This window comes from Ruegeria sp. BG3 (genome assembly GCF_056538485.1).
The window spans coordinates 194649-219686 of record NZ_JBQFTE010000006.1 but is presented as its reverse complement, the minus strand read 5'-3'; the positions used below and the strand labels follow the sequence as shown (position 1 = coordinate 219686).

Genomic DNA, 25038 nt, shown 5'->3' with positions numbered 1-25038 from the left:
AGCGCCCCCTAGGACGGTTCAGCTTTGCCAGCGCCCGCCGAAATCTTCGGGCACAAGCAGGTTGTGGCGGCCCAGTTCTGCAACATTGCGCTCGCCGCACAGGGCCATTGTAGTATCAAGCTCCTTCTGAATGACGTCCAGGGCGGTCGTCACGCCGGATTGACCCATCGCGCCCAGCCCATAGACGAAAGCGCGGCCGATATAGGTGCCCTTTGCCCCCAGCGCCAAAGCCTTGAGGACGTCCTGACCTGAACGGATGCCGCTGTCCAGGTGCACTTCGACATCGCCGCCGACAGCGTCCATGATCTCGGGCAGCATGCGAATTGAACTCAGCGCACCGTCCAATTGGCGGCCTCCGTGATTCGACACAATGATGGCGTCAGCTCCGAGTTTGGCGGCCATCCTGGCATCTTCGGCGTCGAGTATGCCTTTCAGAATCACTTTGCCGCCCCATTGCTCCATCAGCTTTTCAACCTTTGCCCAGTCGAGGCTGGGGTCGAATTGCTCAGCCGTCCACGCGCCCAGTGAAGAGGCGTCAGAGATACCTTCGACATGACCGACGATGTTGCCGAACTCACGCCGTTTGGCTTGCAGCATTTCGATTCCCCATGACCATTTGGTCATCAGGTTGGCGATGGTTTTGGGTGTGAGTTTCGGTGGGGCGGAAAGGCCGTTCTTCAGGTCTTTGTGGCGTTGCCCCAGAATCTGCAGATCCAGCGTAATCACTAGTGCGGAGCACTTGGCATCCTTGGCCCGCTGGATCAGGCGGCTGACATAGTCTTCGTCCTTCATCGTGTAGAGTTGAAACCAAAACGGTTTGTTTGTGTATTCCGCCACATCTTCGATTGAGTTGATCGACATTGTGGAAAGAGTGAAAGGAACGCCGAATTCCTCGGCTGCTTTGGCTGCCTTCATTTCCCCGTCGGCGTGTTGCATTCCGGTCAAGCCGACAGGGGCAAGCGCAACGGGAAGCGCCACGTCCTCTCCAATCATCTGCGACGCGGTCGACCGGCCCGCCATATCCACGGCTACCCTTTGGCGCAGGCGGATTTTTTCGAAATCCGAGCTGTTTTCGCGAAATGTCTGCTCGGTCCAACTGCCACTTTCCGCGTAGTCGTAGAACATGCGCGGCACACGGCGTTCGTAGATCCGGCGCAGGTCTTCAATCGTCGTAATCACGGGCATGTTTGGGAACCTTCCTTGTATTGTCCCGAACTGTGTAACCGGCCAGAGGGCAGTTTCGCAACGGCATCGCGAGATCAAAAAACGCGGCTGTCCCATGTCAGCCGCGCCTAAAAAGCAACCTGATCGTCAGGGTTTATGCGGAATGGGCACCATCCGCGAGGGACTTCACGAAATCCAGAACCTCGGCCACTGGCTTGCCCGCGCCGATTTGGCTGACGATGGCCGAGCCAACAACAGCCCCATCCGCGACAGAGGCGATGGCTTGCGATTTCTCGGGCGTGTTAATGCCAAAGCCAACGATGACCGGCAGGTCTGTGGCGGATTTGATCCGGGCGACCTCGGGGCCGACATTGGTGGCCTGCGCCTCAGCCGCTCCGGTGATTCCGGTGATCGAGACGTAATAAACAAAGCCCGAGGTATTCTGTAGCACGCGGGGCAGGCGTTTGTCGTCGGTGGTTGGCGTCGCGAGGCGGATGAAGTTCAGACCCGCGGCTTGGGCGGGCAGGCAAAGCTCCTCGTCTTCTTCGGGCGGCAGGTCGACGACGATTAAGCCGTCGATGCCCGCAGCTTTGGCCTCTTCCAGAAACGCATCGACGCCACGGTTGTAGATCGGATTGTAGTAGCCCATCAGAACAATCGGGGTCGTGTCATCGGTTTCCCGGAATGTGCGCGCCAGATCCAGCGTGCGCTGCAGGGTCATACCGCCATCCAAGGCGCGCTGACCTGCAAGCTGGATTGTCGGCCCATCTGCCATCGGGTCGGTGAAGGGCAGGCCAAGCTCGATCACATCCACGCCCGCACTCGGCAATCCTTTGACAACCTCAAGCGAGGTCTCATAGTCCGGGTCGCCTGCCATCACATAGGCGACAAAGGCCTTTTTCCCCTCGGCTTTCAGAGCGGCAAACTTGGCGTCGATACGGGTCATGGCATGTCCTTGCAGTCAGGTTCGGATCTGATGTGCAGAAAGTTTTGCCGAAAATCAATCCCGCCTGAGCTGCAAAGCCTCAGAACGCGAAGTGATAGCGGAAAAGCAGGGCGTTGACGCCCGGATTATCCTCTTGCGTGCTGGCGTTGGATTTGTGGGTGATCGCCAGCGACACCTTGTTGCCATTGTCCAGTGTGTAACCCACCCCAAGAAGACTGCGGATCTGAAAGCTGCCACCCAGATCGTTCAGCTCGTCGGCTTCGGAAAAGTAGCCTGGCATAACGCTGCCTTCCAGAAACCAGCGGTCGTTCAGAGAATAGAGACCAACCAGACCCGCGCCGATATGGGTATCGCCCGCTTCGTCGATCGACAGTGCTGCCCCCCACCCAACGCTGAACCGAGTGGCCTGATGAAAAGGGCGGTGCTGATACTCCAACGCAATAAGCGCATGATCATCCGAGTCGCTGTCCGAGAAATCTGCGAAACCAGCCCCTAGAATAATGGACTGGGCATGCGCCATGCCGGCGCTTAAGGCCAGAACAGCCGATAAAGCGAGGATTTTCTTCATAGGAACATTTCCGTTTAGTCTTCGATGTTCCTTTTGACGTGCTTATTCCCGATGTCTCTTTTCAATGCGCCCAAGAACACAACAGTGGAACAAAACCGTGAGAGCAGCGTGAGGGTGAAGGGTGCCCATCACCCACATTGGCTTGCGCATTCACCCCGACCCGCCTAGAAGCAGCCGCGAAAAGCATCAGGAGACCGTCATGGGCTTTAAAATGGGAATCGTGGGTTTGCCGAATGTGGGCAAGTCGACCCTCTTCAACGCGCTGACCAAAACCGCAGCCGCCCAGGCCGCGAATTTCCCGTTCTGCACCATCGAACCCAATGTGGGCGACGTGGCTGTGCCTGATGACCGGTTGGACAAGCTGGCGGCGATTGCGGCGTCGAAGCAGATCATCCCGACGCGGATGACCTTTGTGGATATCGCCGGTCTGGTGAAGGGGGCCTCGAAAGGTGAGGGGCTGGGCAACCAGTTTCTGGCCAATATCCGTGAGACCGACGCTATCGCCCATGTGCTGCGCTGTTTCGAAGACGGTGACGTGACCCACGTAGACGGCCGAGTTGACCCGGTGGCCGATGCCGACACGATCGAGACCGAGCTGATGCTGGCCGATCTGGAAAGCATCGAAAAGCGCCGCGCCAATCTGGTGCGCAAGCTGAAAGGCAATGACAAAGAGGCGCAGCAGCAGGACCGTCTGCTGGCTGAGGCGCAGGAGATGCTGGAAAACGGCAAGCCCGCGCGTCTGGTTGAGGTCTCGGACGAAGACGCCAAGGCCTGGAAGATGCTGCAGCTCCTGACGACAAAGCCTGTGCTTTACGTCTGCAACGTGTCCGAGGAGGAAGCGGCTGAGGGCAACGAGTACTCCGCCAAGGTCGCCCAAATGGCTGCCTCGCAGGGGAACGCGCACGTCATCATCAGCGCTAAGATCGAAGAAGAGATAAGCCTGTTGGAAGAGGACGAGGCTGAGATGTTCCTAAGTGAGATGGGTCTGGAGGAACCTGGCCTCGATCGTCTGATCCGCGCCGGTTACGATCTGCTCAAGCTGGAAACCTATTTCACCGTCGGCCCGAAAGAGGCCCGCGCTTGGACTATCCGCACCGGCACAGCAGCGCCCCAGGCCGCAGGTGTCATCCATGGCGATTTCGAAAAAGGCTTCATCCGCGCCGAGACCATCGCCTATGACGACTACATCGCTGCCAATGGCGAGCAGGGTGCGAAAGAGGCAGGCAAGATGCGGGCTGAGGGCAAGGGATACATCGTCAAAGATGGCGATGTGATGCACTTCCTTTTCAACACGTAAGTCAGTAGGTCACGGTAGGTTTTCAAAGCGCTTCGTTCAAGCTGCACTGGGCGATCAACCACTTACCATCTGCCTGTTGATACAAAACGTTTAGGGATGTGCCGCTGGCGGCACTTCCTTCACTAAAGCGAGCTAGACACCAGCCAAAGCGGCCTTCAGCATCCGCGTGCAGGACCTCGATTGCTTTGTCCTCGCCTTCTTCTTCAACCCACTCCTCGTGCGTCGTCTCGATTGCTGGCCGACCAATGGCTGCCGGGCTATAAGGCGAATAGAGTTCCGCATTGTCCGTGAAGTATGACGCACATCCTGCTGCATCCTTGGACCGATAACTTTGAACGTACCCGTCAAACACCTGCTGAAAAAGGTCTTTGGCTTCCATTTTGAACCTCGCCAATTTGCAATCCTTTTCAATATAAGTCTCGGTGAACCTGCGCGACAACAACGCAATTCCGTCTCTATCGACGGACGAGCAGACGGCGCTCTTTCTTTAGGCTACAACGGCGTGAGCGACCTTGAGCCTCAAAGTGGACGACCAGCGCATGATCGAAATCCGAGACCTCCAACTCCTCAGTGCCCTCGCGCGGCATCGGCATTTTGCCAAAGCGGCTGAGGAATGCGGGATTTCCCAGCCCGCCTTCTCGATGCGCATCCGCAATCTTGAGGACCGGTTGGGCGTTTCGATTGTCCGACGCGCCAATCGGTTTCAGGGCCTGACTGAAGAGGGTGAGATGATCGTCCTGCGGGCGCGACGCATTCTGGATGATGCCAAGGCGTTGGAGCAGCAGGTGCAGGCCGCAAAGGGCGAGATCACCGGCACGTTGATGCTGGGTGTGATACCGACCGCCATCGCCTTTACCGGACGACTGACGAAACATTTGCGTAAGGCGCATCCGCGGATTGTGACCCGGATCGAGACCATGTCGGCCTCGGCCATTCAGCATCGGTTGGACGAAGGCAGCCTGGATGCGGGCGTGACTTACGGCGACAGTATCGGCACCGATCTGCGGCAGGTGCAGCCTCTTTACGAAGAAACCTATGTCCTCCTCGCCCCTGCGCATATGGTCGAGGATACCGGTCCGATCCCTTGGGCCAAGGTCGCTGATTTCCCCCTCAGCCTGCTGGTGCCGCAGATGCAAAACCGGCGTATTCTGGATCGGATCTTTCTGGATCAGGGGCTGCACCCGGATGTGGTGGCCGAAACTAGTGGCTTTACCGCATCGATGGTGATGGCGCGTGAAGGGTTGGCGGCCACTGTGGTTCCGCGTGTTCTGCTGCGATCTCTGGGCGATCTGAAGGGGACCAAAGTGCTGCCCTTGGTTGACCCTGTGGTCAGCAAACCGATTTGCCTGGCGACCCTGACCCGAGATCCGGAATTGCCAACGGTCGAGGCCCTGAGGGCGGTTGTGACGTCTTTGCGGTGATAAGGTGTCGTTATCGTGCGATTGCATAAGACTATTTGACGATATCCTCCTCTGATGAGACACGGAGCCTTAATCGGAGGGCATCATGGCACCATTAGATACCAAGCCATCAGGCGCACCCAAGGGCGTTTGGAAGTCAGGTAAAGGCAAAGGGCGGCACACGCCCAAAGGCCGTCAGTATACAGATGAGGCACAGGCGGAGATAGCGCGCCTGTTGGGGGATCGCCCGCGCCGCCGCGATCTGCTGATCGAATTTCTGCATTTGCTTCAGGACGAACACGGCCATATCAGCGCCGACCACATCGCCGCCTTGGCGGTTGAAATGCGCATTGGTCAGGCCGAGATCTATGAAACCGCGACCTTCTATGCCCATTTCGATGTGGTGAAAGAGGGCGAGACGCCTCCTCCGGCGTTGACTATCCGCGTTTGTGATTCCCTGTCCTGCGAGTTGGCCGGTGCGCAGCAATTGCAAAAAGCGCTGGAAGATGGGCTGGACCCCGCCGAGGTTCGTGTGGTCCGCGCCCCTTGCATGGGCCGCTGTGACACCGCCCCGGTGCTTGAGATCGGTCACAACCACATCGACCATGCGACCCCTGAAAAGGTGCAGGCTGCAATTGCTGCCGATGACACCCATGCGCATCTGCCTGACTACGAAACCTTCGCCGCCTATGAAGCCAATGGCGGTTACGCCAAGCTGAAAGAGCTGCGCGAGGGCGGCGATTGGGAGAAGGTGCAGGAAGACATTCTGTCCTCGGGCCTGCGCGGTCTGGGCGGCGCTGGCTTCCCGTCGGGCAAGAAATGGGGCTTTGTTCGCATGAATGAAGGCCCGCGCTATCTGGCTGTCAACGGCGATGAGGGCGAGCCTGGCACGTTCAAAGACCGTTTCTATTTGGAGCGCACGCCGCATGTCTTCCTGGAAGGCATGCTGATCGCCGCTTGGGCAGTCGAGGCGGAGACCTGCTTCATCTACATGCGCGACGAATACCCGGCCGTGCTTGAAATCCTGCGTCGTGAGATTGCGGCGTTGGAGCAGGCAGGGATTGTCGAAGAAGGCTACATCGACCTGCGCCGGGGTGCTGGTGCTTACATCTGCGGTGAAGAATCCGCGATGATCGAGTCGATCGAAGGCAAGAAGGGCCTGCCGCGCCATCGCCCTCCGTTCGTGGCGCAGGTTGGCGTGTTCAACCGCCCGACTTTGGTTCACAACGTTGAGACGCTGTATTGGGTCTCGAAAATCTGCCGCGAAGGGCCGCAGATCCTGAGTTCGGTTGAAAAGAATGGCCGCAAGGGCCTGCGCAGCTACTCGATCTCGGGTCGTGTGGCGAAGCCGGGTGTATACCTCCTGCCCGCTGGCTCGACCATTTTGGATGTGATTGAAGCTGCCGGTGGCATGACCGAAGGTCAGACCTTCAAGGCGTACCAGCCGGGCGGTCCGTCCTCGGGTCTGCTGCCTGCGTCGATGGATGATATCCCGCTGGATTTCGACACACTGCAACCGCATGGCACCTTTATCGGCTCGGCCGCCGTGGTGGTTCTGTCCGAACAGGACACTGCCCGCGATGCTGCGCTGAACATGCTGCGCTTCTTCGAAGACGAAAGCTGCGGTCAGTGTACGCCATGTCGTGCTGGCTGCGAAAAGGCCGTGAAACTGATGCAAGCTGACAAGTGGGATCGGGACCTACTGGAAGATCTGTGCCAGGTTATGGGCGATGCCTCGATCTGTGGTCTGGGGCAGGCTGCTCCGAACCCGATCCGCCTTGTCATGAAACACTTCGCCGACGAAATCTGAGGGGAGACAGAGCCATGCTAGACGCAAGCCCAACCAAGACCGTCACCTTCAACCTGAACGGCGAAGATGTCACCGTGCCCGAGGGCTGGACCATCTGGGAAGCCGCCAAGGGCCAGGGGTTCACCATCCCGCATCTGTGCCACAAGCCGCAGCCGGGTTATCGCCCGGACGGCAACTGCCGCGCCTGTATGGTTGAGGTTGAAGGCGAGCGCACGCTGGTCGCATCGTGCATCCGCCCTGCGGCGGACGGTATGGTGGTGAAGACCGACAGCGACCGCGCCGAGAAATCGCGCGCCATGGTCATGGAACTGCTGGTCGCCGATCAGCCGGAAGAGGCCCATGACACCTCCAGCCATTTCTGGGACATGGCCAAGCTGAACGATGTCAGCGAAAGCCGTTTCCCGGCGAAAGAGGCTGAAAAGATCCCGCTGCTGGATGACAGCCACGTTGCGATGCGCGTCAATTTGGACGCCTGCATCAACTGTAACCTCTGCGTCCGTGCCTGCCGTGAAGTTCAGGTGAATGACGTGATTGGCATGGCCGGTCGTGGTCATACAGCGCAGGTGGTGTTCGACCAGAACGACCCGATGGGCGATTCAACCTGTGTGGCCTGTGGTGAGTGCGTTCAGGCTTGCCCCACCGGCGCGCTGATGCCCGCCACCGTGCTGGACGACCAGCAGAAGGGTGACAGCAAGGATTACGACTCTGAAACCGAAAGCGTCTGCCCGTTCTGCGGTGTGGGCTGCAAGGTCTCGCTGAAGGTCAAGGACGGCAAGGTCAAATATGTCGAGGGCATCAACGGTCCCGCAAACGAAGGCCGTTTGTGTGTCAAAGGCCGCTTTGGCTTCGACTATATCCACCACCCGCACCGCCTGACCAAGCCGCTGATCCGTCGTGAGGACGCACCGGCCAAGGGTCTGAACGTTGATCCGGGCAATCTGGACACCCATTTCCGCGAAGCGACCTGGGAAGAGGCGATGGATCTGGCCGCCACCAAGCTGATGGAACTGCGCGAAGAAGACCCGCGCAGCGTTGCGGGCTTTGGTTCGGCCAAATGCACCAATGAAGAAGCCTATCTGTTCCAGAAGTTCATCCGTCAGGGCTTCCGCCACAACAACGTCGATCATTGCACCCGTCTGTGCCACGCCTCGTCAGTTGCGGCCCTGATCGAGAACGTGGGCTCGGGCGCGGTGACGGCGACCTTCAACGAGATCGAAAACGCAGATGTGGCGATCATCATCGGCTCGAATCCGATCGAGAACCACCCCGTCGCGGCGACTTACTTCAAGCAGTTCGCCAAACGTGGCGGCAAGCTGATCGTGATGGACCCGCGCGGCGTCGGCATGCGCAAATTCGCCGACGAAATGCTGCAGTTCCGTCCGGGGGCGGATGTCTCGATGCTCAACGCGATCATGAACGTGATCGTCGAGGAAGAGCTCTATGACAGCCAGTATATCCACCGCTGGACCGAGAATTGGGAAGCCGAGAAAGAGCATCTGCGTGCCTTCACGCCCGAGGCGATGTCGCCGATTTGCGGCATCGAGCCCGAGCAGCTGCGCCGCGTCGCGCGCACCTTTGCGCAGGCCAAGGCCGGTCTGATTTTCTGGGGTATGGGCGTCAGCCAGCACATTCACGGGACCGACAACTCTCGTTGCCTGATCAGCCTTGCGCTGATGACCGGCAATGTCGGCAAACCCGGCGCTGGTCTGCACCCGCTGCGGGGTCAGAACAACGTACAGGGGGCCTCGGACGCCGGTCTGATCCCGATGTTCCTGCCGGATTACCAGTCGGTCATGGATGATGACATCCGCGCCAAGTTCAACAGTGTCTGGAACGACGAACGTGACTTCTCGAACGAGAAGGGCCTGACGGTCACCGAAATCATTGACCAAGCTTATGCGGGCAACATCAAGGGGATGTATATCCAGGGTGAAAACCCGGCCATGTCCGACCCCGATGTTGGCCACGCCCGCGACGCTCTGGCCAAGTTGGAGCTGATGATCGTGCAGGATATCTTCCTGACGGAAACGGCAAACTATGCCGATATCATCCTGCCTGCCTCGGCGCTGTATGAGAAGAACGGCACCGTGTCGAACACCAACCGTCAGGTGCAGCGTGTGCGTCCGGCCGTGACCCCTCCGGGTGAGGCGCGTGAGGATTGGAAGATCACCGTCGAGCTTGGGCAGCGCATCGGGCTGAACTGGGACTACACCGATGTGTCGCAAGTGTTCAACGAGATGAAGTTGACGATGAACTCGCTCAACAACATCACGTGGGAGCGTCTGGAGACCGAGACCATCACCTATCCGTCCCTGTCCGAGACAGACCCGGGTCAGGCGATCGTGTTCGGTGACGGCTTCCCACGTGCGGACGGCAAGGCCCGGTTTACTCCGGCCAGCGTCATCCCGCCGGATGAGGCCCCGGATGAAGAATACCCGATGATCGCCACCACCGGTCGTCAGTTGGAGCATTGGCACACCGGGTCGATGACTCGTCGCGCCAAGGTGTTGGACGCGGTTGAGCCTGAGGCGAACTGCTCGATGAACCCGCGGACGCTGAAACTGATGGGGATCCAGCCGGGCGAGATGATCCGCCTGACCACGCGGCGTGGCTCGATCGAGATCATGGTTCGTGCTGACCGTGCGATTGCCGAGGATATGGTGTTCATCCCGTTTGCCTATGTCGAGGCAGCGGCGAACATCCTGACCAACTCGGCCATCGACCCCTATGGCAAGATCCCCGAGTTCAAGTTCTCGGCCATTCGCGTCGAAAAGATCGAAGACGCCATCGCGGCAGAGTAAACCACACCCCAGACACTCGGAAAAGGCGGCCCATTGGGTCGCCTTTTTCGCGTCTTGACAGCGGCTTACACGCGGCCAACCCTGTCACCGTCATTCATGATGGAGTTGCCGATGCCCCGCCGTTTCGTCGATTTGTCCGTTCCGCTGGAAACCGGGATCGTGTCAGACCCGCCGATCATGCTGCCTGAGATCGAGTACATGACCCATGATCAAACGGCCGAGCAGGTCATGTCGTTCTTTCCCGGCCTGCAAAAGGATGACCTACCTGGCGGAGAGGGTTGGGCTATCGAACGGTTACAAATCGCGACCCATAACGGGACCCATCTGGACGCGCCCTATCATCATCATTCCACAATGGGCAAAGGTGAGCGGGCGATCACCATCGATGAGGTGCCGCTGGAGTGGTGTATGAATCCCGGCGTTAAACTGGATTTTCGCGATTTCGAGGATGGCTATGTGGTCACAGCAGCGGATGTCGAAGCTGAACTGAAACGGGTCGGCCATACGCTGAAACCGTTGGATATCGTAGTCGTCAACACTTCTGCCGGGACGCAATATGGTCAGCCCGACTATCTGATGAAGGGCTGCGGCATGGGGCGCGAAGCAACCCTTTATCTGACAGAACGCGGCGTGCGCGTCACAGGCACGGATGCCTGGAGTTGGGACGCGCCCTTCCCGTTGACCGCTCAGGAATACGCTGAAACCAAGGATGCCTCGATCATCTGGGAGGGGCACCGCGCCTCGATGGAGATCGGTTATTGCCACATGGAGAAGCTAACCAACCTCGAAACTCTGCCCGCGATGGGGTTTGAGATTTCTTGTTTTCCCTTCAAGATCAAAGGCGCGTCAGCCGGGTTCATCCGCGCCGTCGCGATCTTTGAGGACCCCGAGGAGTGAAAATCACCAACATGTCGCAAGATACACAACCCTTTGGCGGCCATGATGGCCCGTATGATGCGCCGATCGAAATTCACGGCTTTGCCTTGCAGCCGGACTGGATCGACTACAACGGGCATATGAACGTCGGCTATTATGGCGTGGCGTTCGACATGGCTTTTGAACGTCTGCTGGTCGATCATCTGGGTCTAGGTGAGCCGCAGGTCGCCGCGATGGGGCAGGGGCCTTATGTGCTGCAGTCGCATATGCAGTTCCTGCGTGAGGTCACCCCGGACATGACGATCCACTTTCGGTTTCGGCTGCTGGATGCAGATCAGAAACGAGGGCACTATTTCGGGCAGATGGTCTCTATGCCGGATGAAACGGTGTGTGCCACGCAGGAGGTGCTGTTCATAAATGTCAGCCACAAAACGGGGCGGTCTGCGCCTTATCCGGATTGGGCGGTCAGGCGGCTGGCGCGGATGGTCTCCGATCACAAGGCGCTTCCCGCGGCACCACAAATCGGCCAGCCGATTGGTATTCGCCGAAAGTAGTCTGGTTAGTAGTCGCGCTCGAAAAACAGCCCGATCCCGGTTTCTCCCCGCCCGTCAACAGTGCCTCGGACAGTGAAGCTGTCCGTGACGTCCAGATTCAGGTTTACCTCGGTATCGCCGTCTGTGTTGACGGTGAAATCCGTGTACAGATTGTCCCCAAGATATGCTCCTGCGCCAAAGCGGCCCGCGCCGCCTTCGGTCGCACCGATATCCACCGTGTCAACACCGGTCGAGTCCCGCAGGCCCTTGGTCGCATCGCCGCCGGCCCCGCTAAGTTGTGCCAGAGAAGCCGCCATCTGTGCGATGACAAAAGGTGAGAGTTCCGAGAACCGATTGCCAAACAACAGCATGGCCAGCGCCTCTTCGGTCGGGCGTTCGGGGTCTGAGAAAACATTGACTTCGGGCGAATCCAGAGGCCCGGCGATCTCGATCGTGGCGGTTCCGTCAGAAGTGCTGCTCGAAGATTCGAACTCGATATAGGGCGTCAGGTCCCCTTGCAGCGTGACGATCCCTTTGGTCAGGGTTAGCCTGCGCCCCAGAATGTCCAGATTACCGCGCAGCAGTTCGATCTGGCCCGAAGGGACAACCGATGTTGTGGTGCCACCGATTGAGATGTTCCCACCCAGTTCCGCGTTCACGCCGCGCCCTCTTACAAAGACGGCTTTTGGGGCCAGCAGACTGATATCCAGCGCAATGCGCGAGTTGCTTTTGCTTTGCTCTTCCTTGGGGATCAGTTGCGCCCGTTCGCGGGTGACATAGCCCAGGCGGCTTTCGTTGATATGCTGTATTTCGGGGATCGGAGCTGCGCCGACGGCGCCCGATGCAGCGGCGAGGTTGATGTTAGTTTCACCAAATGTGATCTGCCCCGCCAGGTTGCTATTGCCTGTCAGAGCGCCCGCCAGCACGATCTGACCGTTCAGCGTGGTCTCGTAGAGCAGCTGGTCGGTCAGCACGAGGTTGTTCAACGTCGTTGTGATCTGCGCGTTAAACGGCGGGGTCAGGTCGACGGGTCCGCTGACGGTGAACCCCCCACCCGCGCGCATAGCCCCGTTCATCGATATCGTGGCGCGGCCTTGGGCCAGATCGACCGACCCGCCAATCCCAGTGATCGTTTGCCCTGCAGTCGGTATCGCAAAGGACGTGCCCGAGGTTGTGATCGTCCCCGACAGAGCCTCCAGCCCGGGTTGACCCTTGAGCGCCAGGTTGTATCGGGCTGAGCCTTCAATCTTGTTAGGCGTGATGAATGCATTGGCGATACCCAGATTGATCCCACCTTGGGCAGTTACATCTGCCAGACCCGTACCCTCATCGAACGTTCCGGACAGCTCGGTGCTGAGATCCGCGGGGCCTGTCGCGTTTGAGGAGATCGTCCAGACTCCATTGTCGCGTTTCGCAGTGCCTTCGGCCGTCACTGTGCCGGGGAAGTCCGGTACAAAGCGTTCGATCCGGTTGAACTTGGCGTCGTAGTCCAGATCTGCCGAGCCATCCGTCTCAACCGTTCCGACAACGTTTACATACGAGCTGTCAGGCCCTTGCAGGCGCGCGGTGCCTTCGAGCCCCGACTGAGTAGGCGCGACATTGCCATCCAGTTTCAAAGGACCGGACAACGTAGTGGAAAGGCGGCTGAGGTCATCCAGCATCGCCGAAAAGTTCAGCCCGCCTGATTCACGATCAAGCTGGCCCGAGGCATTTGCCGTCAGCGCCGTCCCGTTTAGCCGGAACGTGCGGATGTTCATACCGGCGTCAGTGTTTTCGGCATCCACGTTCAGAGTCGTGTGACCCGAAACCAGCGCGTCCAACTGGTCGATCCCAGTGCGAATGTCATTGGCCTCGACCGTGCCCTGCACATCGAACAGCTTGCTGCCCATAGCGCCTTTGCCCTGCATATCGGCCTTCACAGACCCGGCCAGATCACGCCCTGCAAGGCCTGAGAACAGCGATAGGTCGGGCACGTTCGCCTTGGCCTGCCCGTCGACGGCCAGATCGCCAGTGGGGTCGGTGATCGTCGCAGCGACTTCAGCCGTCAGGGCGCGCCCGTTGATCGTGGCCTGACGAATCTCGATCTGCTCTTGCGACAAGGCTCCGTCGAATTCGATTGAGGTCTGCCCGGCCAGAAGCGGATCCAGATCATCCATCCCGGTCTTAATATCCCGCGCGGTCACACTGGCCGTGCCGTCAAACTCCAGCGTTTGGACTGTGCCCTTGCCGTCCAGACTGGCCTGTACCGAACCGCCCAGATCACGCTTGGCGAGGCCTGAGAAAACCGACAAATCTCGGGCGCTGACCGTAGCTTGCCCGTCAATGGACAGGTTCCCATCGGGCGTGGTCACGGTTCCTGCAGCCTGAGCCCGCGCGGCATCTGCAATCAATGTGAAGTCTCGGATTGTCACGCCGTCCGAGCCGCGTTTTGCGTCCAGCGTGATCGTGGTCTCGCCCGTGATCACCGGATCGATGTCGTCTCGACCCGTGGAAAGATCGCTGCCTTTGACGGTGACTTTCCCGTCAAAACTGCGCTCTAGTGGCGACCCGCTGCCTTCGACGGTGGCCGAGACCTCTCCGCCGAGGTCAAGCTTGGCCAGATCCGAGAACCGCGAAAGGTCGGAGGCGTCAAGCTTCGCCGAACCGTCGATGTTCAGGCCGCTGGTCAGCCCGCTGATCAGCGCGTCGAGATCAAGCGTGTAGTCCGCCCCGATCAACTCAAACCCGGAAAGGTTCAGCGTCTCGTCGCTGCCGTATTCGAACACGCCGTCCAATGTGATCCGGTCGCCAATCGCGGTGTTCAGGGCCGGATCAGCCAGATCTAAACCGTCAAGCGCGGCTTGCAGGTCTCCATCGAGGCTGAGGGTATCCCCTTGTTCCAAGCTCCCCTGCGCCGCAATTTGCGCGCGCCGCAGGCTGATCTGGTCTGTGGTCAGCCCATTGGCCGTCAGGCTCAGGTCCCACAGATTGCCGTTCTGCTGGTCGAACAGGGCCGAGATTTGAGCTGCCTCGATCGAAGTGCCCCCGCCTGACACAGGTAAGACCACTTTGTCGCCCTCAGGTGGGGTGATGCGGCCCTGCAGAGCGGCCAGTTGCAAGGTGCCGCCCGAGGCCAGTTCCAACTGACCTTCCAGTTTCAGTGCCTGAGACGTGAATTCCAGATCATTGATGTTCAGCGCGCCTTCCGGCTGGGTCTGGCCATCGACAAAGAGGCGCGTGTCGGAGCCAAAGAACACATCCATATCGCTGGCGACAAAGGGCGTCAGGTCACCGCCCAGATCGGCGGTGAACGCGATCCCATCCGCTGCACCGCTTTCGGCGGCACGCAGACGCACCTGACCCGACACACGCGGCTGGTTGTCACTGCTCAGACTGATATCTGCGGTGAAGTCTGTAACCGGGCCAGAGCCTTTGGCCGTCAAACCAATGGGAGGGCTGTCGGGGATTTTCAGCGCGGTTGAGATGAGACCGCCCGAGGCTTCGACAACACTCAGGTCCAAATCAATCTGACTACTGGCGTTCTGGAAGCCGGCTTTGAGGGTGATTTCGTCTCCGGCGCGGTCCAGGCGGGTGATGTCGAGGCTGGTATCCAAGGTTCCATCGGCCAGCGACAGGTTGCCGGAGACGTTCAGGTCAGCGGCGACGCCGATCAAGGGCTCGCCCAAGGCCAGTTCATTAATCCGAAGCTCTCCGATTTCAATGGCAACGGGCAGTTCGGGCAGTTGGAACGGTGTGGTCTCGGCCGAAGGGGGGGGAGCCTCCGTGGTTGTGGTGCCAGGGGCACGGGCAATGTCGATTTCCTGAGCGGTCAACGCGTTGACCGAGAACCGCCCCCGGATCAGCGCCAGACGGTTCCAGTCAAGCTCGGCATCCTTGATGGTCAGCCAGACGCCTTCATCATCGGCCACCGTGATCTCGGCAATGGTGGCACGGGAACTCAACGCGCCTTGTAGGCCCGTGACGGTGACGTTCTGGTCATCACCCGAAAGCGTATCCTGCAGGAACCGCTCGATCATGCTGCCGCCTTCGTCCTCTTGGGCGAGCAGGGCTGGGGGCACACAGATCAGCGTGCCGATCAGCAGCGGATATGCGAGGTAGCGTTTCAAAATGCCTGTCCAATCCCGATATAGAATTGCAGCCCGTTGCCGGTATCGCCCTGAACTGGGTAGGCCAGATCAAAGCGTAGTGGTCCGAATCCCCCCAGATCATAGCGCACACCCAGACCGGCACCGGCGTGATTTTCGGCATCGCTGCCGATGAACGAAGATGTATCCACGGTACCGTAGTCGTAGAACCCGACCAGCGACAGGCTTTCGGTGATTTTACCGCGTACCTCGCCGGAAAAGCCCAGAAACGATTTGCCGCCTGCGATGCCGGTACCTACCGGAATACCGAGGCTTTCAAACGGTTGCCCGCGAACGGTTCCCGCACCGCCCGAGAAGAACAGGAAGTCCGGCGTTACCCCATCCGCTGACGGGCCGATGACTGACCCGATTTGAACGCGCCCGGCCAAGACCAGTTTTCCGCCAGTACCCAGACTGGTGTAGGCCCGTCCGTCTCCGAAGAGGCGAATGCCACTTTCGGTTCCGGAGAACCCGGCGAAGGGAGTGGCCTGCGCGTCCAGGTAAAACCCGCGTGTTGCACTGATCTTGCTATCGCGCTCGTCCCATTCTGACCGAAAGGGGATTATGAAGTATCGGAATTTTCGCCCATCTCCGTAGGCGTCATCGGCATCGGACCACTGAAAACCGACAGACGCTTCGGCATAGAGCCTGTCTGAAAACGTGCGCCGCGCACCATAGGCCAGTGAGGCTACGGTGACGTTGTAGTTTTCCGTGTTGCGTCGTTCCAGCAGAGCGTTCCAGAACGTGTTGTCGTCGGGTCCTAGTCGGTCAGGTTGGTCCAGCCTTAGACCGATCCGCCCGTCCAAATCCTCGGCCCCGCCGATATTGCGCAGGGCGGCCTCAAATCGTAGCCGCTCGGCCCGGCGGAAAACGTTACGGTGGGTCCATGTGGCCGTCACATCCAACCCATCGCGAGAGGCCAGTTCGACCCCGAAGGTCAGGCGGCGTTTAGGCAAGTCTTCGAAGGTGGCATCGAAATCCAGTGTGCCGTCGGGGTTGGGGGTTTCGCGCTCTGTGATCGAGACAACGCTGAAGGTACCGGTCCTGCGCAGGCGCGTCCCGACTTTCTGGATTTTGGCGGGAGAGTAGACCTCACCGCTTGGGAAGCCTGCGATATCTTCGATGGAACGGTGTTTGACGTCAGTGTCGCCCTTGATGAACATTCTGCCGAAAGTCAGGCGACGCCCCGGGTCCAGATCAATCTGTGCGTCCAGTTGGGCCTGCGCATGGCGGGCGATGATGGTTTGGTTCGCAAGTTCGGCCTTTGCGTGACCAGCGTCTCTCCACCCCTGCAACCCGGCCGAGGTTGCCTGTTGGATTGCCCCTGTAGTGGCCAGTTTGCCCGGCGCGAACTCTTCCGGCAGGACGGTGTCCGGGGCGACGGGCTGTACGATTGCCTTTCCGAACCGGAAGCTTGGGCCAGTTTCGACGGTTATCACGGCGCGATTGATTTGCGCGGGAACGCTCAGGGTGCTTAGGTCCGCGGCCTCTTTGCCGTCGAGTTTGATGCTGACCACGGGGCTGAAAAAGCCTTCGTCGTATAGAATCTGAACAATGGTGCGATAATCGGAGAGGGCGGCCGAGAGGATTTCCAGAGGTGTGTCCAGACCACGGGAGTCAGCGGTCGTGACGGACGAGGTTTCCTCGATGCGTTCTCTTAACTCTTTTGAGGCCCCTGGAGCGACGAGACTGGTTTCAAGGGCCATAAGGCCGGTTGGGGCCAAAGCTGTCATTGCGGCCAAAAGCCAACCCGTCAGACGGCGTTGCGGTCTGCTGCCCTGCATTAAATGGCTCCAACTGCCTCAACTCGAATACTATTCGACCGCGCTGTCGGATCGCGGTCGATTAAATTCATGTTAGAGCATTTGAGGCCGTTCAGGAAAAGGCTTTTGATGTGTGGCTAGTGAATAAGGTCCACAGTTGTGTTGCGTCGAGGTCGACGGCTTGGGGCGGCTCCCGCCCGGTTTGGTCGCATCGTAGATTCACCCAACCCGGTTGGGCCAGGCAGCGCGCGGGGCGCGCTGCGGTTGCGACGGGTCAGGCGGCGGTCATCAGGCGAGCGACGTCCAGCATACGCGCCGAGAAGCCCCATTCATTGTCGTACCAGCCAAAGACGCGGACCTGGTTCGCGCCGACCATGCGGGTCTCTGGTCCGGCGATGACCAGCGACTCGGGCCGGGCGCGCAGATCAGAGGAGACAAGTGGCATGTCGGTCCATCCTAGAACCGGCGACGCGCTGACCTGATCGCGCAGAGCCTTGTCGAAGGTCTCTGCGTCAAGGCTGCGGTCCAGCGTGACGATCAGGTCAATGGCCGAAACACTGGCCGTTGGCACCCGTACCGCCGCGCCTGAGATGCGCCCGGCAAGATGCGGCAGTACGACGTCGATCAGGTGGATCGCGCTTGAAGTCGTTGGGACCATCGACAGCGCACCTGCGCGCGAGCGGGCAAGGTCACCGCGCGGGGCATCCACCATCGGTTGGCTGTTTGTGTAGCAATGGATGGTCGTCATGTGACCTGTGGAGATCCCGCCGATGTCATCCAGAACCCGGACCAGAGGCGCCAGCCCGTTGGTTGTGCAGGACGCGTTCGAGACGACATGAGCGCCGCCCAGTTGATCCTCATTTGCGCCAAGGACCACGGTCACCTCGGCGGCTGGAGAGGGGCCGGAGATCAGCACTTTGCCCGCCCCGGCGGCCAATCCACGCCTTGCCACGTCGGATGTGCGGGCGATGCCGGTGCAGTCCAGCAGGACATCGACGCCGGACAGGTCGATATTCGCCAGATCAGAGCTGTGAGTCATGGGGATGGGCTGCCCATTCACGACCAGTTCGCTGTTTCCCTCAGAAACCTCTCCGGCATAGGGGCCGAAGGTGCTGTCGTATTTGAACAGGTAAGCACAGGTTGCCAGCGGTGCGATGTCGTTGATCAGCACCAGCTCAATATCTGACCCTTGCGGCAAGGCCAGAACCTGCCGCAGGATCGTGCGGCCAATACGGCCGAATCCATTGATTGCGAGTTTCATGCGCAAGCTATGGCAGGCGCGTCAGGCGACCTCAATGAAAGTATTGTACCAATTTCAGTTGCAGCTGACCTGCGAGAAAAATTGGCCCGAGATGTTCTGATACATGCTGGCCACGATGGGTCTGCAACCTGTGGCCTGCTGAATCGCGGCAATGGCCTGCAGGGTCCGCAGGCGCGGTGGCGGGCCGAACGGGTTGAGATTGTTGTTGTCCCGCGTGGCGCGGTAGATCACCGGCTCGTCTGCGACTTGGGTCACCGCCCATGTGCGGCTGAGAACCACGACGGACTTGGTCTCTTCCTTGGCGACGGCAGGGGCGCTTGGCGCGACGGTCAAAGTGGCAGCCGCGGCCAGGGCCAGAAGGGGCAGGCGCAGGGTCATAATGCAAACTCCTACATTCAAATGAGAATTTCCCTGATTTCACCAGATTTAGGCGCTGCTGTGAACCCTTTCGGGTCAAATTCGCAGAACCTTGGCGCGTTTCAGGCGCTCAATTTGGATTTTCTGAAGGTGCAACCGCTCGGGGCTTGGCCCGGCCCGCGCTGGGGTATATCCTTGAGGACAAATTGATTTCAGTCATGTGAGGCACGGATGAAAGCCCGGATTTTTTTGGTTTTGGCAGCTGTAGTTCTGACGGTTGGGGCGGTTCAGGCCAAGCCTCTGTCACGGATTATTGCGGAAATGGGCCTCAGCCCGCAGGATTTCGAAGTGCTGAGCGCGGCCTCGACCGCGTTGTTGACCAGCGGCGCTCCGTCCGTTGGGCAAGAGCGCGCATGGACCAATGATGCAACTGGTTCGAAAGGCACCGTGCGTATCGCTGCGGTACAGGGGAATTGTGTCTCGTTGCAGCATTCCGTTGAACCGGGCGGAGATGAGCAGAACCGACAGATTCGAACGCGCCGGTGTAAGGACGCCAGTGGGAACTGGTTGCTGACGCCCTGATTCGCTTCAATAGCCTCTGCCTCGATCGATTTCGTGCAGCAGGGGCTGGCCCGAGGATAGCCGCTCGAAATTCCTGGCCACGTCTGCAAGCGCGTCCCCCAGATGCCAGCCCGAGACATGCGGCGTGATTGTCACGCCGGGATGTTGCCAAAGGGGGCTGTCCTTCGGCAGAGGCTCCTGAGAGGTTACATCCAGAACGGCATGGCCGGGCGTGCCCACGTCCAACGCAACGATCAATGCGGTCTCATCAATCAGATCGCCGCGCCCTGCGTTCAGCAGATGGCCGCCGGGCTTCATCGCCGCCAAAATGTCGGCACCAAACAGTCCAACGGTTTGCGGGGTCGAGGGTAAGATGGCGCAGACGTAGTCACACTGACCAAGTAGCTCGGGCAGCGCATCTTGTCCGTGCAGGCAGGTCACGCCGTCAATTTGCTTGGGTGACCGGCTCCATCCTATGACCTGAAAGCCAAGCTCGTTTAGCATGAGGGCCGTGCGCGTGCCGATCGTGCCAAGACCCAGTACACCGACCTTTGTGTCTGACGTGATGCGTGGCGCTTTGGGGGACCATTCGGACCGGCGCTGAGCGGCTTCGTAGTCTCCCAAATGGCGCTGGGCACGGAGGATATGGGCCAGAAACCACTCTGCGATTTCTTGCGCTGGGGCGTCCGGTCTCAGGCGAGCGACGCGGATATGATCGGGCAATTTGGGGTTGCCGACGATGGTTTCCACGCCAGCGCCCAGTTTTTGCACCAGTTTGAGGTTGGGCAGGCGCTCAATATGCGCATCCTGCAGCGTGCTGACCGCCACCATGGTAATTTCAGTCGGATTCCCGATCGTGTCTGGGGTGCGGACATCAGCGTCGGGCGACTGGTGCAGGACCTCTTTGGCCAAATCCGCATCGCTGATCCAGTTGGACAGGCCGGTTTCGATCAAAAGTGCCATGGGTGCCTCATGTATTGGAAATAGATGGAGGTGACGTTCCGTCACGGAACTGGACAGGGTCCGGGCAGCTAAGCCATTCTTCAGGCGAAGGTAAAGCCCGAACCGATGGGCAACGGAGGAGCGTTCATGAACATGTCATTCGGTCTGCGCGAGGAAAACCGCGCCCTTTTGCAGCGCGTTGCAGATATGATCCGCGATGATATCATGCCGCTGGAAGAGGAATATCAGACCGAAATCGGCAAGGGAGACCGTTGGCAGTACACCGACCGTCAGGCGGAGATCCTTGAGGGGTTGAAAGCCAAGGCCAAAGCGGCCGGGCTGTGGAACTTTTGGCTGACCGACAGCGAAAAAGGTTTTGGTCTCACAACGGTCGAATACGCTTATTTCGCTGAAGAGATGGGCAAGACGCCCCTTGGGGCCGAGGTATTCAACTGCTCGGCCCCCGACACCGGAAACATGGAGGTGTTCGAGCGTTACGGCACAGAGAAGATGAAAGAGCAATGGCTGACGCCTCTGCTCGAAGGTCAGATTCGCTCAGCCTATTTGATGACTGAACCAGACGTGGCCTCATCTGACGCGACAAATGTGTCGATGTCCTGTGTGCGGGACGGGGATGACTATGTTCTCAATGGTGAGAAATGGTGGTCCTCGGGTGCGGGTGATCCGCGCTGCAAGGTCTACATTGTGATGGTCAAAACAGGGGGCGAGGATCAGGCGAAGCATCAGCGCCAGTCCATGGTTGTGGTGCCAGCTCATGCACCGGGGATCGAGATCCTGCGGCCGATGGAAGTCTATGGCCACGACGACGCCCCGCACGGGCATATGCACATCCGGTTCAACAACGTCCGCGTCCCCGCGGAAAACATCCTGCTTGGTGAAGGTCGTGGGTTCGAAATCGCGCAAGGCCGGTTGGGACCGGGCCGCATTCACCACTGCATGCGCGCCATCGGGCAGGCCGAAAGCGCGCTTGAGCAGATGTGCAAGCGGTCGCTGCAGCGTGAGGCGTTCGGCAAGAAGCTGGCGCAGCTTGGGGCCAATTACGACATCATCGCCGAATGCCGGATGGAGATCGAAATGGCCCGTCTGCTATGCCTGAAAGCAGCGTGGTACATGGATCAGGGCGATGCGCGGGCGGCGGCGCCATGGATTAGCCAGATCAAGGTGATTGCGCCTCAGGTCGCGTTGAAAGTCATTGATGAGGCGGTGCAGATGTTCGGGGCGCAGGGGATCAGTCAGGATACCCCGCTGGCCAATGCCTGGACCCATGTCCGCACATTGCGCCTCGCTGATGGACCGGACGCGGTACATCGCCGTCAGGTCGCGCGTGCGGAGCTCAGGAAATACACTCAGGAAAAGGTCTGACGCCCCAGATGGCTACCTATGATTTCGAAGATCTCTCCTATTTTCATCAGCGAGAGGACGGGGCTTTTATTGGCAATGACCCGGCGCGCGGTCCGTGGTCGGCGGAGCATTGTCACGCAGGGCCGGTGAGCGGCCTGATCGTGCGCGCGGCTGAAACCGAGATCGGGCCCGAGAAGATGCTGACTCGCCTGACCGTTGATCTGCTGCGCCCTTTGCCCTTGGCCGGGCTGCGCGTGGCGGCCGAAACCACGCGCCATACCAGAACGCTCGGGACCACACGAGTGACGGTGCATGATCTGGACGACACCCTATGCGCAACCGCAACCACGATGCATGTGGTGCGTCGGTATTTGGGCGATGTGCCCAATGTCGAAACGCCGCCATTGCGGTTCGAAGATGCGGTGGAAGGCCCTTTCCCGATCGGAGAGCTGCGTCATGACCTGCCTGGTTTCGCGCACTATAGCGACATCAGATACGGGGCGGGGGACAGGCACGACGTAGGACCGAAAACCGTTTGGATGCGGACCCCGAACTTGTTGGAGGGCGAGGTGCAATCCCCCATCCAATCACTCTGCGCCTTGGGGGATTGCGGCAATGGAATCTCTTGGAATGCCCCGACGGCTGAAATGGGGTTCATGAACACCGATCTGACCATCAACATCCACCGGGAGCCCACCTCGGACTGGTTGGCCTCGCAATCAATTTCACATTGGCAGCCCTCAGGGATCGGGATGTCTCAGTCGGTGCTGCATGACAGGCAGGGGCCTGTCGGAACGGCCCTACAAACGATTGTTCTGTTCCCGCCCAAGTGATCGGTCGGCCAGTTTCTGCATCGAGACCGGAAATCGCATTGCCGATGCGTACTTCGACGCCTATCTTGCCCTTATGCGATGGTTGTTCCCATTCCTGACCTGCTGCCTGCCGATCCCGGCCTTGGCCCACCCGCATGTCTTCATTGACACGGGGTTGGAGTTCATCGTGGACGAGGCCGGACAACTAACCCATGTCCGCGTGACCTGGGCCTATGACGAGCTGTTCTCGCTGCTGCAACTGGAGGACATGAGGTTGGATCAGGATGGCGACGGCGCGCTGACCGATAGTGAGCAGCAGTTCCTGACCGGTTTTGATGCGCAATGGATGGAAGGCTATAACGGTGATCTGGTTGTGACCGCCGCCGGTGCCCCGGTTGTCTTGTCTGGCCCGTTGGAGCCGTATGCCACGACCGAGGATGGCCGCATCGTCACCACTCATCTGCGCGCCGTCGAAGGCGGATCTGTTCCGGCCGAGGCGATTTCGGCAAAAGCCTTCGATGAAACCTATTACACCGCCTACGACGTCACCCGTCCGGTCACCGTGTCCGGCCCGGCGACTTGTCTGCTCGAACGGATTGATCCGGATATCGACGGCCAATTGGCGCAGATGCAGGCCTTTCTCCTGACCCTGGATGCGGAATACGACCTTGAGGAAAACGATATCCCGCTTGTCGGCGAAAGCTTTGCGACCGAGATTTTGATTTCATGTCCAAATACCTGATTGTTCCCGTCGCTATCGCCTGTGGCCTGCTTTTGTGGTTCTGGGGCAGCGGCGGGTTTGACAGCCTAGCTGCTTGGGCGGCTGGCGAACAACGCGAATTCCAGAACCAGATCGCGCGTGCCCTTCGGGCGGCCCGCGCCGAACAACCTCAGGCGGTGGCAACACTGCTAACCGTTTGTTTCGCCTACGGGTTCTTTCATGCCATCGGCCCAGGGCACGGTAAGGTCCTGATCGGAGGCTACGGTCTGGGCCGTCAGGTCGCCTTCTGGCGCTTGTCGGCGATCAGCGTGCTGTCGAGCCTCGGGCAGGCCGTAACAGCAGTTGTTCTGGTCTATGCCGGGGTTCTGATATTCCAGTTGTCACGTAAGACACTGGTGGGCACGACCGAGCAGGTTATGGCGCCAATCAGCTATGCGGCTATCGCGGCCATTGGTTCGTGGCTGGTTTTTCGCGGGATGCGCAGTTTCGCGCGACGGTCCCGCAGCGATGCCGCGCATGGGCATTCTCACGACCATGAGCATCACCACGACCACCACCATGAGGAACACGAGCACCACCATCATCATCACCATGATGAGGTCTGCTCGGATTGCGGCCATCGCCATGGCCCCAGCGCGGAAGAGGTCGCCAATGTCGGGTCACTGCGTGAGGCGCTCGTGCTGATCGCGGGCATCGCTGCGCGCCCCTGTACCGGGGCATTGTTCGTGCTGATCCTGACCTGGCAGATGGGAATCGCCATGGTCGGAATTGCCGGAGCTTTCGCGATGGCGCTGGGCACCGCGACTGTCACAACGCTGGTCGGCTGGACGTCCTTTGGCCTGCGGGGCGGTTTGCTTGCTTCGGCCTCGGCCACGCGATTTGCGTCGATACTGGCCCCGACCATCGAACTGGTGGCAGGGCTAGTGATTGTCGTGATCGCCAGCGGTCTCTTGTTGCGCGCGATTTAAAGCGATCTAGAAAACCGGATCAGGGTAACCGACCCGCGCCAGATAGAGCCCTTGCGGCGGGCAAACCGGCCCGCAGGCGGCGCGATCTTCAGCCTCCAGCGCGTCGCGCACATCCTCGGGCGACCACGACCCCGCGCCAACACGTTCAAGCGTTCCTACAAAGCTGCGCACCTGATTGTGCAGGAATGACCGCGCCCGAACGTGAAAATGCACCTCGGGGCCGGAGAAACCCTGCACCTGCTCCACCCGCAACTCATCCAGAGATTTCACCGGACTGGCCGCCTGACAGATCGAGGATCGGAAAGTGGTGAAATCATGCCGCCCGATCAACATATCCGCACCCGCCTGCATAGCCTCGACATCCAGCTGATGGTTGATCTGCCAAACCTGCCCTTTGTCGTGGGTCGCAGGCGCGCGGCGCATGAGAATGCGGAACAGGTATTGACGTTCAACCGCCGTAAAGCGCGCGTGCCAGTCATCATCGACCCGCGCAGTCTGAACAATCGCCACCGGCTGCGGCTTAAGGTGATAGTTCAACGCCTCGGACAGGCGGAACGGATCCCACTCCTTGACCAGATCGCAATGCGCCACTTGCCCCAGCGCATGCACACCCGCGTCGGTGCGCCCGGCGGCAGCAATGGTGTGATCGCCCGGCTGGATGCGGGACAGGGCCCTTTCGATGGCCCCCTGAACTGAAGGCAGCTCTTTCTGCCGCTGCCACCCGGCAAACGGCTCCCCTTGGTATTCGACTTTCAAAGCATATCTGGGCATG

General features: G+C 59.7%; 21 protein-coding genes. 11 read left to right on the top strand and 10 right to left on the bottom strand.

The window, feature by feature from the left end:
• Positions 1 to 18 precede the first annotated feature (18 nt).
• The 3 genes from ACR0AI_RS11470 to ACR0AI_RS11460 form a co-directional block, all read right to left on the bottom strand.
• Complete coding sequence (locus tag ACR0AI_RS11470; RefSeq protein ID WP_480673911.1) at positions 19 to 1185, bottom strand: alpha-hydroxy acid oxidase; 1167 nt, start codon at positions 1183 to 1185, stop codon at positions 19 to 21.
• Positions 1186 to 1318: 133 nt separating this feature from the next.
• Positions 1319 to 2110, bottom strand: coding sequence for a tryptophan synthase subunit alpha (gene trpA / locus ACR0AI_RS11465; RefSeq protein WP_480673913.1), 792 nt, complete (start codon positions 2108 to 2110; stop codon positions 1319 to 1321).
• 79 nt (positions 2111 to 2189) lie between these two features.
• Entirely contained in the window at positions 2190 to 2678 is a 489-nt protein-coding gene (locus ACR0AI_RS11460) for an acyloxyacyl hydrolase (protein ID WP_480673915.1), read from the bottom strand.
• A 199-nt stretch (positions 2679 to 2877) separates the two neighbouring features.
• On the opposite strand from ACR0AI_RS11460, the gene ychF reads away from it, so the two are divergent.
• The gene (gene ychF, locus ACR0AI_RS11455; protein ID WP_480673917.1) at positions 2878 to 3975 is read left to right on the top strand and encodes a redox-regulated ATPase YchF; all 1098 of its coding nucleotides are present in this window, start codon (positions 2878 to 2880) and stop codon (positions 3973 to 3975) included.
• A gap of 22 nt (positions 3976 to 3997) precedes the next feature.
• On the opposite strand, the gene ACR0AI_RS11450 is transcribed toward ychF, so the two are convergent.
• Positions 3998 to 4354, bottom strand: coding sequence for a YybH family protein (locus ACR0AI_RS11450; protein WP_480673919.1), 357 nt, complete (start codon positions 4352 to 4354; stop codon positions 3998 to 4000).
• Positions 4355 to 4514: 160 nt separating this feature from the next.
• Between ACR0AI_RS11450 and ACR0AI_RS11445 the strand changes: the two genes are divergently transcribed.
• From ACR0AI_RS11445 to ACR0AI_RS11425, 5 genes are all read left to right on the top strand, one after another.
• Positions 4515 to 5396 carry a LysR family transcriptional regulator gene (locus tag ACR0AI_RS11445; RefSeq protein ID WP_209254424.1) on the top strand — a complete coding sequence of 294 codons (882 nt, stop codon included), beginning with the start codon at positions 4515 to 4517 and terminating at the stop codon, positions 5394 to 5396.
• 85 nt (positions 5397 to 5481) lie between these two features.
• Entirely contained in the window at positions 5482 to 7185 is a 1704-nt protein-coding gene (locus ACR0AI_RS11440; RefSeq protein WP_480673921.1) for an NAD(P)H-dependent oxidoreductase subunit E, read from the top strand.
• Between the two features lie 14 nt (positions 7186 to 7199).
• Complete coding sequence (fdhF, locus tag ACR0AI_RS11435; protein ID WP_480673923.1) at positions 7200 to 9986, top strand: formate dehydrogenase subunit alpha; 2787 nt, start codon at positions 7200 to 7202, stop codon at positions 9984 to 9986.
• 111 nt (positions 9987 to 10097) lie between these two features.
• The gene (locus ACR0AI_RS11430; protein ID WP_480673924.1) at positions 10098 to 10883 is read left to right on the top strand and encodes a cyclase family protein; all 786 of its coding nucleotides are present in this window, start codon (positions 10098 to 10100) and stop codon (positions 10881 to 10883) included.
• Complete coding sequence (locus tag ACR0AI_RS11425) at positions 10880 to 11416, top strand: thioesterase family protein (protein ID WP_480673926.1); 537 nt, start codon at positions 10880 to 10882, stop codon at positions 11414 to 11416. The genes ACR0AI_RS11430 and ACR0AI_RS11425 overlap by 4 nt, the downstream gene beginning before the upstream one ends.
• 5 nt (positions 11417 to 11421) lie before the next feature.
• Here the strand turns inward: ACR0AI_RS11425 and ACR0AI_RS11420 are convergent, their stop codons facing one another.
• The 4 genes from ACR0AI_RS11420 to ACR0AI_RS11405 all read right to left on the bottom strand — a co-directional run bounded on the left by ACR0AI_RS11420 (position 11422) and on the right by ACR0AI_RS11405 (position 18921).
• On the bottom strand, positions 11422 to 15501 hold the full coding sequence (locus tag ACR0AI_RS11420) for a translocation/assembly module TamB domain-containing protein (protein WP_480673928.1): 4080 nt from the start codon (positions 15499 to 15501) through the stop codon (positions 11422 to 11424).
• Positions 15498 to 17303, bottom strand: a complete 1806-nt coding sequence (locus ACR0AI_RS11415; protein WP_480673930.1) for an autotransporter assembly complex protein TamA — start codon at positions 17301 to 17303, stop codon at positions 15498 to 15500. The genes ACR0AI_RS11420 and ACR0AI_RS11415 overlap by 4 nt, the downstream gene beginning before the upstream one ends.
• A gap of 253 nt (positions 17304 to 17556) precedes the next feature.
• The gene (locus ACR0AI_RS11410; protein ID WP_480673932.1) at positions 17557 to 18543 is read right to left on the bottom strand and encodes a type I glyceraldehyde-3-phosphate dehydrogenase; all 987 of its coding nucleotides are present in this window, start codon (positions 18541 to 18543) and stop codon (positions 17557 to 17559) included.
• Positions 18544 to 18597: 54 nt separating this feature from the next.
• Entirely contained in the window at positions 18598 to 18921 is a 324-nt protein-coding gene (locus tag ACR0AI_RS11405) for a hypothetical protein (protein ID WP_480673934.1), read from the bottom strand.
• A gap of 210 nt (positions 18922 to 19131) precedes the next feature.
• Between ACR0AI_RS11405 and ACR0AI_RS11400 the strand changes: the two genes are divergently transcribed.
• Positions 19132 to 19482, top strand: coding sequence for a hypothetical protein (locus tag ACR0AI_RS11400; RefSeq protein ID WP_480673936.1), 351 nt, complete (start codon positions 19132 to 19134; stop codon positions 19480 to 19482).
• Positions 19483 to 19488: 6 nt separating this feature from the next.
• Here ACR0AI_RS11400 and ACR0AI_RS11395 read toward each other — a convergent pair whose 3' ends face one another.
• Positions 19489 to 20424, bottom strand: coding sequence for a 2-hydroxyacid dehydrogenase (locus ACR0AI_RS11395; protein WP_480673939.1), 936 nt, complete (start codon positions 20422 to 20424; stop codon positions 19489 to 19491).
• Between the two features lie 126 nt (positions 20425 to 20550).
• Here ACR0AI_RS11395 and ACR0AI_RS11390 point away from each other — a divergent pair, with 126 nt between their 5' ends.
• From ACR0AI_RS11390 to ACR0AI_RS11375, 4 genes are read left to right on the top strand one after another with little or no spacing between them, the layout of a single operon-like run.
• The gene (locus ACR0AI_RS11390) at positions 20551 to 21786 is read left to right on the top strand and encodes an acyl-CoA dehydrogenase family protein (protein ID WP_480673941.1); all 1236 of its coding nucleotides are present in this window, start codon (positions 20551 to 20553) and stop codon (positions 21784 to 21786) included.
• Between the two features lie 8 nt (positions 21787 to 21794).
• Entirely contained in the window at positions 21795 to 22598 is an 804-nt protein-coding gene (locus tag ACR0AI_RS11385; RefSeq protein ID WP_480673943.1) for a thioesterase family protein, read from the top strand.
• Entirely contained in the window at positions 22537 to 23319 is a 783-nt protein-coding gene (locus ACR0AI_RS11380; RefSeq protein WP_480701327.1) for a DUF1007 family protein, read from the top strand. Before ACR0AI_RS11385 ends, ACR0AI_RS11380 begins: the two co-directional genes overlap by 62 nt.
• Complete coding sequence (locus ACR0AI_RS11375) at positions 23304 to 24266, top strand: nickel/cobalt transporter (RefSeq protein WP_480673947.1); 963 nt, start codon at positions 23304 to 23306, stop codon at positions 24264 to 24266. Before ACR0AI_RS11380 ends, ACR0AI_RS11375 begins: the two co-directional genes overlap by 16 nt.
• Before the next feature lie 6 nt (positions 24267 to 24272).
• Here ACR0AI_RS11375 and truA read toward each other — a convergent pair whose 3' ends face one another.
• Positions 24273 to 25037 (bottom strand): tRNA pseudouridine(38-40) synthase TruA, encoded by a 765-nt coding sequence (truA, locus tag ACR0AI_RS11370; RefSeq protein WP_480673949.1) that lies wholly within the window; start codon positions 25035 to 25037, stop codon positions 24273 to 24275.
• Position 25038: the final 1 nt, after the last annotated feature.

Coding starts and splice junctions, on each gene's coding strand:
- ACR0AI_RS11440 (WP_480673921.1), top strand. CDS start 5,482: ATGGCACCATTAGATACCAAGCCATCAGGCGCACCCAAGGGCGTTTGG.
- ACR0AI_RS11460 (WP_480673915.1), bottom strand. CDS start 2,678: ATGAAGAAAATCCTCGCTTTATCGGCTGTTCTGGCCTTAAGCGCCGGC.
- ACR0AI_RS11395 (WP_480673939.1), bottom strand. CDS start 20,424: ATGGCACTTTTGATCGAAACCGGCCTGTCCAACTGGATCAGCGATGCG.
- ACR0AI_RS11410 (WP_480673932.1), bottom strand. CDS start 18,543: ATGAAACTCGCAATCAATGGATTCGGCCGTATTGGCCGCACGATCCTG.
- ACR0AI_RS11385 (WP_480673943.1), top strand. CDS start 21,795: ATGGCTACCTATGATTTCGAAGATCTCTCCTATTTTCATCAGCGAGAG.
- ACR0AI_RS11450 (WP_480673919.1), bottom strand. CDS start 4,354: ATGGAAGCCAAAGACCTTTTTCAGCAGGTGTTTGACGGGTACGTTCAA.
- ACR0AI_RS11375 (WP_480673947.1), top strand. CDS start 23,304: ATGTCCAAATACCTGATTGTTCCCGTCGCTATCGCCTGTGGCCTGCTT.
- truA (WP_480673949.1), bottom strand. CDS start 25,037: ATGCCCAGATATGCTTTGAAAGTCGAATACCAAGGGGAGCCGTTTGCC.
- ACR0AI_RS11430 (WP_480673924.1), top strand. CDS start 10,098: ATGCCCCGCCGTTTCGTCGATTTGTCCGTTCCGCTGGAAACCGGGATC.
- trpA (WP_480673913.1), bottom strand. CDS start 2,110: ATGACCCGTATCGACGCCAAGTTTGCCGCTCTGAAAGCCGAGGGGAAA.
- ACR0AI_RS11400 (WP_480673936.1), top strand. CDS start 19,132: ATGAAAGCCCGGATTTTTTTGGTTTTGGCAGCTGTAGTTCTGACGGTT.
- ACR0AI_RS11405 (WP_480673934.1), bottom strand. CDS start 18,921: ATGACCCTGCGCCTGCCCCTTCTGGCCCTGGCCGCGGCTGCCACTTTG.
- ychF (WP_480673917.1), top strand. CDS start 2,878: ATGGGCTTTAAAATGGGAATCGTGGGTTTGCCGAATGTGGGCAAGTCG.
- ACR0AI_RS11380 (WP_480701327.1), top strand. CDS start 22,537: ATGACAGGCAGGGGCCTGTCGGAACGGCCCTACAAACGATTGTTCTGT.
- ACR0AI_RS11390 (WP_480673941.1), top strand. CDS start 20,551: ATGAACATGTCATTCGGTCTGCGCGAGGAAAACCGCGCCCTTTTGCAG.
- ACR0AI_RS11415 (WP_480673930.1), bottom strand. CDS start 17,303: ATGCAGGGCAGCAGACCGCAACGCCGTCTGACGGGTTGGCTTTTGGCC.
- ACR0AI_RS11470 (WP_480673911.1), bottom strand. CDS start 1,185: ATGCCCGTGATTACGACGATTGAAGACCTGCGCCGGATCTACGAACGC.
- ACR0AI_RS11445 (WP_209254424.1), top strand. CDS start 4,515: ATGATCGAAATCCGAGACCTCCAACTCCTCAGTGCCCTCGCGCGGCAT.
- fdhF (WP_480673923.1), top strand. CDS start 7,200: ATGCTAGACGCAAGCCCAACCAAGACCGTCACCTTCAACCTGAACGGC.